The sequence below is a fragment of the Mycobacterium sp. E3298 genome (genome assembly GCF_001666895.1).
Classification (GTDB): Bacteria; Actinomycetota; Actinomycetes; order Mycobacteriales; family Mycobacteriaceae; genus Mycobacterium.
On sequence record NZ_LZJB01000124.1, the window covers coordinates 33,142 to 39,428 of the forward strand.

The following is a 6,287-nucleotide window of genomic DNA, read 5'->3' on the forward strand; positions in this document are numbered from 1 at the left end:
ACTTTGACCATTTTCTCAGACCCTACTTTGCGTCGAATGTCACGGGAAGCGAAGTCGGCGAACGGAACGGCTGGCCGTGGATGTGGGGGTCGTCCTCGGTCAGCAGGCTGACGTTGGTCACTCGATCCAGCAGGCACTCGATCGCGACGCGGGTTTCCAACCGCGCGAGGTGCAGGCCCAGACAGGTGTGCTCACCTGCGGCGAACGAGATGTGCGGCACGTGCTTGCGGAAGATGTCGAATTCCTCCGCACGCTCCCAGCGCCGCTCGTCGCGGTTCGCGGACCCGATGCACACGCCGATCACAGACCGCGCCGGGATCTCGACCCCCTCCAGCTCGGTGTCTTCGGTGGTGAAGCGCTGCACGGTGGTAAGCGGTGTCTCGTAACGCAACCCCTCCTCGATCGCCTGCGGCAGCAGCCCGGGGTGGTCCCGCACCTCGGCGAACTGGTCCGGATGGGTGAGCAGCAGGTAGAGCAGGTTGCCCGACGAGCGGTACGTGGTCTCCAACCCGGCCGGCAACAGCAGCCGCAGGAAGGAGTAAATGCTTTCGTCGCTTAGCCTTTCGCCGTCGATCTCCGCCGTCACCAGGTCGCCGATGATGTCCTCGGTGGGTTCGGACTTGCGCCGTTCGATCTGCTCGACGAAGTAGTCCTTGAGCGCCGCCGACGCCTCGAAGGCGCGTTCGTAGTCGACGTGGTAGCTGATCAATTGCACGGCGCGCTTGCGGAAGGTCGGCAGATCGTCGGCGGGCAACCCGAGCAATCGGGCGATGACGCGAGTGGGAAATTCGAAGGTGAAGTTCCGGACCAAGTCGGCTTCGCCGGTGTGGATGAACTCGTCGATCAGCGCGTTGCAGATGGGCCGGACGATGGTGTTCTCCCAGCGGGCCAGCGCCTTGGATTTGAAAGCGGCGGAGACGAGGTTGCGATGGTCGCGATGCTTCTTGCCTTCCATCGCCAGGATGGTCGGCCCCATGAAGAGCCCGATCGTCTTGTCGTATGGCGCGGAGCTGAAAGTCCGGCCGTCGCGGAACACCGTGTTCACCGCATCGAAGGACACCGCGGAGTACTCCCGCTTGGGCATCAGCGACTCGGGCGTCTTGGAATAGTCCATCACCGTCCCGCGGAACACCCCGGACTCGAGACGCTTGCGGGCGAAGAACGGGTAGGGATCGCGCAGGCTGACGGTCTCGTCACTGCTGCGAACGTCGGTCGTCACGTAGCACTCCAGCATCTCCAGCAGAAACGGGGCAGGCCTCGCGTAAGATCGTACTGTAATTCTTACAGTAGACAATATGGGCGGGGCTGCCCGGGTCGGGCGAGTCAGCGGCGACTGCCGAGATGCCCGTGGATTGCGAACTCAGGCGCTATCCCTTACTTCGCGACCGCAGAGCCGTTCAACTCCCCGCAGGAGTGCGGAGTGGTCGAGGCTTCCGTCGCCGTTGGCCCGGGCGGCGGCCATGAGTTGCGCGACGAGGGAACCGACAGGGCTGATGGCGCCGACCTTGCGGGCTGCTTCGGCGAAGATGCCGAGGTCTTTGTGGTGCAGGTCGATGCGGAAGCCGGGCGTGAAAGACCTGCTCAGCATGTTGTGGGCTTTCTGATCAAGTACCGCTGATCCGGCGAGGCCCGCGCTGAGGACACTGATCGCCGCGTGAGTGTCCACACCATGCGCTTCGAGGAAGACGAGCGCCTCGGCAAGGAGTTGTATGTTGCCCGCGACGATGAGCTGGTTGGCGGCCTTCAACGTCTGCCCTGAGCCGCAGGGTCCGACGAGTGCGGCGTGGGCGCTGACCGCTTGCAGCACTGGTTGCGCCGCCGCGAAGTCCTCAGGGCTGCCGCCCACCATGACCGAGAGTTCGGCGTTGATGGCGCCAACCTGGCCGCCCGAAACGGGGGCGTCGATCATCCGGAGACCGCGCTGGCGCGCCCGGCTGGACAGCGTGCGTGTGACCTCGGGCCGGATGCTGGAGAAGTCGATGATCAGCGCACCCGGTTGGGCCGTCTCGAAAACTCCACCGTCGGCGGTTAGCACGGCTTCGACGTCGGGGGAGTCGGGCAGCATGAGGGCGACGATGTCGGCGTGCTGGACCGCGTCGGCGATGGAGTCGGCGGCAACACCGCCGGCGGCGACGAGGTCGGAAACTCGGTGACGCGATCGGTTGTATCCGGTCACCTGATGACCCGCGCGGACGAGGTTGACCGCCATGGGACTGCCCATGATTCCGAGACCGATGAAGGCGACCGCACTCACTACGACCCTCGCTTTTCTTTGATTCAACCGATTCGGAGCGGCAGAACCGCGTCAGGTGGGAAAGAAGCTCGATAGCGCGGCGGCGGTCTCGTCGGGCAGCGTTTCGGGGATGAAGTGCCCCGATGGCAGCGTCGTCGCGGTGACAGTTGCAGCACATTGGGCTTGCCAGAGGGCGTGAGCGTCGAACAGGCGATGCACTGCTCCGTTCTCGGCGGTCAGAACCTGTGTGTCGCAGGCGATCCGATGTCCGCGATCGCGACTGTGTTGATCGTGTTCGAGGTCGATGCCGGCGCTGGCCCGGTAGTCCTCGGCGGTGCTGTGCAGCGTCTCGGGAGTGCAGAAAGCGCGTTCGTACTCGGCAATCACCTCGCGTTCAAGGTAGTCGTCGTTCCCGCCTGATAGTTGTCGTAGCACGATGGCCAGGTAAGCGGCCGGGTTGCCTCCGATGAGAAGTTCGGGCAGTGGGGCGGCCTGAATGAGCAGGAACCAGTGAAAGTAGGCGGTCGCGAACTCTTGGTTGGTGGCCCTGTACATGTCGAGGGTGGGGGCTATGTCGATCAGAGACAGCTTCCTGACTCGGTGTGGGTGATCCAGCGCCAGGCGGGCCGCAACGCGCGCCCCGCGGTCGTGCCCACAGAGGTAGAACGAGTCTCGTCCGAGCTGATCCACGACCGCGACGAGGTCGTTGGCCATGGTCCGCTTGCTGTAATTGCTGTGATCGGGTAACCCGACCGGTTTGGCGGAGGCCCCGTAGCCGCGGAGGTCGGGTATGACCAGGAAGTAGCGGTCCCGCAGCCGGCCGGCGATGTGGCGCCACATCAAGTGGGTCTCGGGGTAGCCGTGCACGAGCAGTAGTGCGGGTCCGCCAGGGTTGCCGCCCCACCGGGCGTAGATAGCCGTTCCGTCGATATCGAAGGTACCGGCGTCGAATCCGGGGAACCAGCGCGAGTCCGCTTGTGCGACAGTCTGTTTTGGGTTTGGGCGGTCGCCGGGTTGGGCGTTGTCGATCATGTTCAGTGCGGCTCGGCGGGTGCACCCGACGATCTCATGACAATGGCCCTTTCGTGAGTGATGCGAGGTGCGAAACCGGAACTCCGGTGTGGCCGATGGTCACCGGCTGATGTGTTCCAGGAGGTGCTTGGACCACATGTCAGGTGACTCCAGTGGGCTGAAATGGCCGCAGTTGTCAAGGTACTCGAGGGTGAAGTCTTCGTAGAAGTCATCCAGGGTGTCGCTCCATGCCTGTGGGAACAGGGGGTCCTGGTCCGGCCACAAGATGGTGATGGGCTTGGCGAACCTGTCTTCCCGTGCCGGCGTCGTCTCGTTTGCGTAGAAGGTGATCGGATTGCCCTCAGGGTTGCGGAACCACAGGACGCCGGCCAGGAATGCCCCTGGTGCGCAGTGGTTCTCGGTTAGGTGGTCAAGGAGGTCGTCGACAACGGTCGATCCGGGCGCCGACCAGTTCACCAGGTTTTCCTTGAGTGCAGCGCGGACGGCGCCGGGCTTGCCGTCGATGATTTCTTCGACGAGTTCCGACTTGTAGAAGATGGCGTGCACGAACGCGTTCACCGCGTCCTCTTCGAGAATCCGCCGCCCGACGCCCAGGGTGGGCGGTGCGACTACCAGCGATCGCACCAGATCGGGCCGGGTCGATGCGACCGTCTGGGCGGTGAAGCTGCCGATGTCGTATCCGCCCAGCACGGCATTGCTGATACCCAATTCTTCGAGCAGGGCAATGACGCTGCCCACCTGGCGACTGAGTGCGTAGGCCGTTGGATCGCTCAGGTGTTTGTCCGACTTGCCGTAACCGCGCAAGTCGATCACGGTGACATCGGCGTGCTCCACCAGTTGCGGCATGACCCTGGAGTACTCCCGGTGGTCGCCGGGGTTGCCGTGAATCAGGACGACCGGGACACCTTGCCCGGAGCGCTCGTAGTAGAGCTTGAAACCGTCGTGTTCGCTCGAGTAGGGCACGGAACCAATCCTTCCTGTCGGCGCACCAGCGCCTCGCGATCCGCGACGGTGCTGCTCCGAAAAGGGTTTACCCGGAGCCGGTTCGGGGCTCTCCGTAGTGATCGTAAAAGCTGGCCCGAGGTCAGATCGCCAGCTGGCTGGAATCGATCGCCTTCTGACTCATTTTGCCCGCCGGGACGCTCGTCAGCCGCCGGAAGGGACGCGGTCCGCGGTGCCTGCTCGCAGTCGCAGCGAGACGCCACCTAGTTGGTCAGCCCGCATTGTCGGTCAGTACCGGCATGTGTGTCGACGGTCCGGAAAGCTTGCCGGTACGCCTGGGGGCTGACGCCGACGATGCGCCGGAATGCGGGACGGAGCGACACCGCGGTGGCCAGACCTACCTGTCGCGCAATGGCGTCGACGGTCAGCTCGGTGCGCTCCAAAAGATTCTGGGCGCGCAGGATCCGTTGGTGCAGTAGCCATTGCAGCGGCGAGACCCCTGTTTGGACCCGGAAGCGGCGATCGAAGGTCCGCCGACTCAGGCCGGCTCGTGCGGCGAGCGCGTCAATGTCCACATGCTGCAGATGAGCGATGGCGTATTCCATCACCCTTCCCAATTCGACGTCTTCGGACCGGAGGGGGACCGGGCGATCGACAAACTGTGCTTGGCTGCCGCATCGTGCGGGCGACAGGACGAGATGACGGGCTATCGCCGTGGCCGCGGCGGCGCCCCAGTGGCGTCGCACGACATGAAGGCAGGCATCCAGACCAGCTGCCGTCCCGGCGCTGGTGACAATGTCGCCGTCGTCGATGAAGAGGACCGAGGGGTCAACGCGCACCGATGGATACCGCGCTGCCAGCGTGGGTGCATGGAACCAGTGTGCGGCGGCCCGCCGGCCGTCGAGCAGACCGGTGGCTGCGAGGACGAACGCGCCCATACACAGGCTCACGATCAAGGCGCCGTCGGCGTGTGCTGTGCGGACTGCTTCCAGTGACCCTGGGGGTGGGGCGTCATGAGGACTGCGCCAGCCGGGTAAGACCACAATCCCGGCGCGGTCCAGGGCCTCTAGCCCATGCGGTGGATCGAATCCAACACCGTCGCTGGTGCGCATCCGACCGGTTTCGCCGGCAACCGGTAGCACGGTGAATGCGGGAGCCCCGGCAGGATTCATGCCGAACACGCTCATCGGCACCGATGTCTCGAACATCGACGCCCCGTTGAACATCAGCACGGCGATGGTGCGCAGGCTTCGGCCTCCGCCCACGCGGCGAGCACCGGTCGAATTAATGCCGCCCGCATCGCGCGCGATCCCAACGCTGTCCTCACGCCGCGTCGGGAGTTGATGCGTTACCGGTGTGGTGAATAGTGGCCGTGACGTCGGATGCGCGGAGGTCAGCGCAGCCGGATGTCGACTGCGATTGCCCGGCCGCGGCGGGGCGGTGGGCGGGGAACTCCGCTCGATTCGGTCTAGAGTGAATTCCATAGCATGTGTCCGGTCACTTTGGTTGCGCTGCAACGTGTTTGAGTGCGGCCGGTTTGTTGGTCTCGCCGGCAAGTCGTGGGTGGTGATGTATCCCGCGTTCGAGTTGCGTCTCACCGTGGTCCCCGTGGTTCCTCCCCAGGCCCAGCTGTGTCCCTCGTACCTTCACCGATCGCGCTCCCCGCCCACCCGGTCACGTCGTCGCGGCCCTGCAACGCGGAGGCTCTGATGGCTTATGTTTGCGCGCGAAACCGTCTCAGTGTGTGCCGGGGCTGCACGACGTTGTGCCTCCGCTGCAGACGGCCGGGGCGGACCTTGCCGAAGGGTGATGGCGCCGAACCCGGGGCAGCAGTGGTGCGCCGCGCAGAGCGCTCCAACTCACGCCGCCCGGAGGGGCGAGGCGGTTGCCGCGCAGACCGACGTCGCAGCTGGCGTGGTGCAGCTGTGCCCCGCGGGACCCTTACTGCGGTGTGGCAGAAGAAAACTCCGTCTCAGCGCCGGCACGCAGGCGGTGACCGCGCCAGTCCCGCGGGGACAGTCCGTATGCGGCGCGGAAGGCGCGGCTGAAACTCGACATGTCGGAGAATCCGTGCCGGCGC

5 protein-coding genes are annotated in these 6,287 nt (G+C 65.0%); all 5 read right to left on the reverse strand.

All coding sequences use genetic code 11. The annotated features are described in order from the left end of the window. Positions 1–22: 22 nt before the first annotated feature. Entirely contained in the window at positions 23–1,219 is a 1,197-nt protein-coding gene (locus tag A9X05_RS05800) for a cytochrome P450 (RefSeq protein WP_231968815.1), read from the reverse strand. Positions 1,220–1,360: 141 nt separating this feature from the next. After that, positions 1,361–2,254 carry a 2-hydroxy-3-oxopropionate reductase gene (locus A9X05_RS05805; RefSeq protein ID WP_067779857.1) on the reverse strand — a complete coding sequence of 298 codons (894 nt, stop codon included), beginning with the start codon at positions 2,252–2,254 and terminating at the stop codon, positions 1,361–1,363. Positions 2,255–2,305: 51 nt separating this feature from the next. Then, on the reverse strand, positions 2,306–3,265 hold the full coding sequence (locus tag A9X05_RS05810; RefSeq protein ID WP_082950240.1) for an alpha/beta fold hydrolase: 960 nt from the start codon (positions 3,263–3,265) through the stop codon (positions 2,306–2,308). 99 nt (positions 3,266–3,364) lie between these two features. Beyond that, a complete protein-coding gene (locus tag A9X05_RS05815) occupies positions 3,365–4,228 on the reverse strand; it encodes an alpha/beta fold hydrolase (protein WP_082950241.1) in 864 nt (287 codons plus the stop codon). A gap of 242 nt (positions 4,229–4,470) precedes the next feature. Continuing rightward, positions 4,471–5,439 (reverse strand): GlxA family transcriptional regulator, encoded by a 969-nt coding sequence (locus tag A9X05_RS05820; RefSeq protein WP_197498942.1) that lies wholly within the window; start codon positions 5,437–5,439, stop codon positions 4,471–4,473. Positions 5,440–6,287 lie beyond the last annotated feature (848 nt).

Bases quoted from the DNA above. Each gene is read 5' to 3' on its own strand.
- A9X05_RS05810 (WP_082950240.1), bottom strand. From the start codon at position 3,265: ATGATCGACAACGCCCAACCCGGCGACCGCCCAAACCCAAAACAGACT.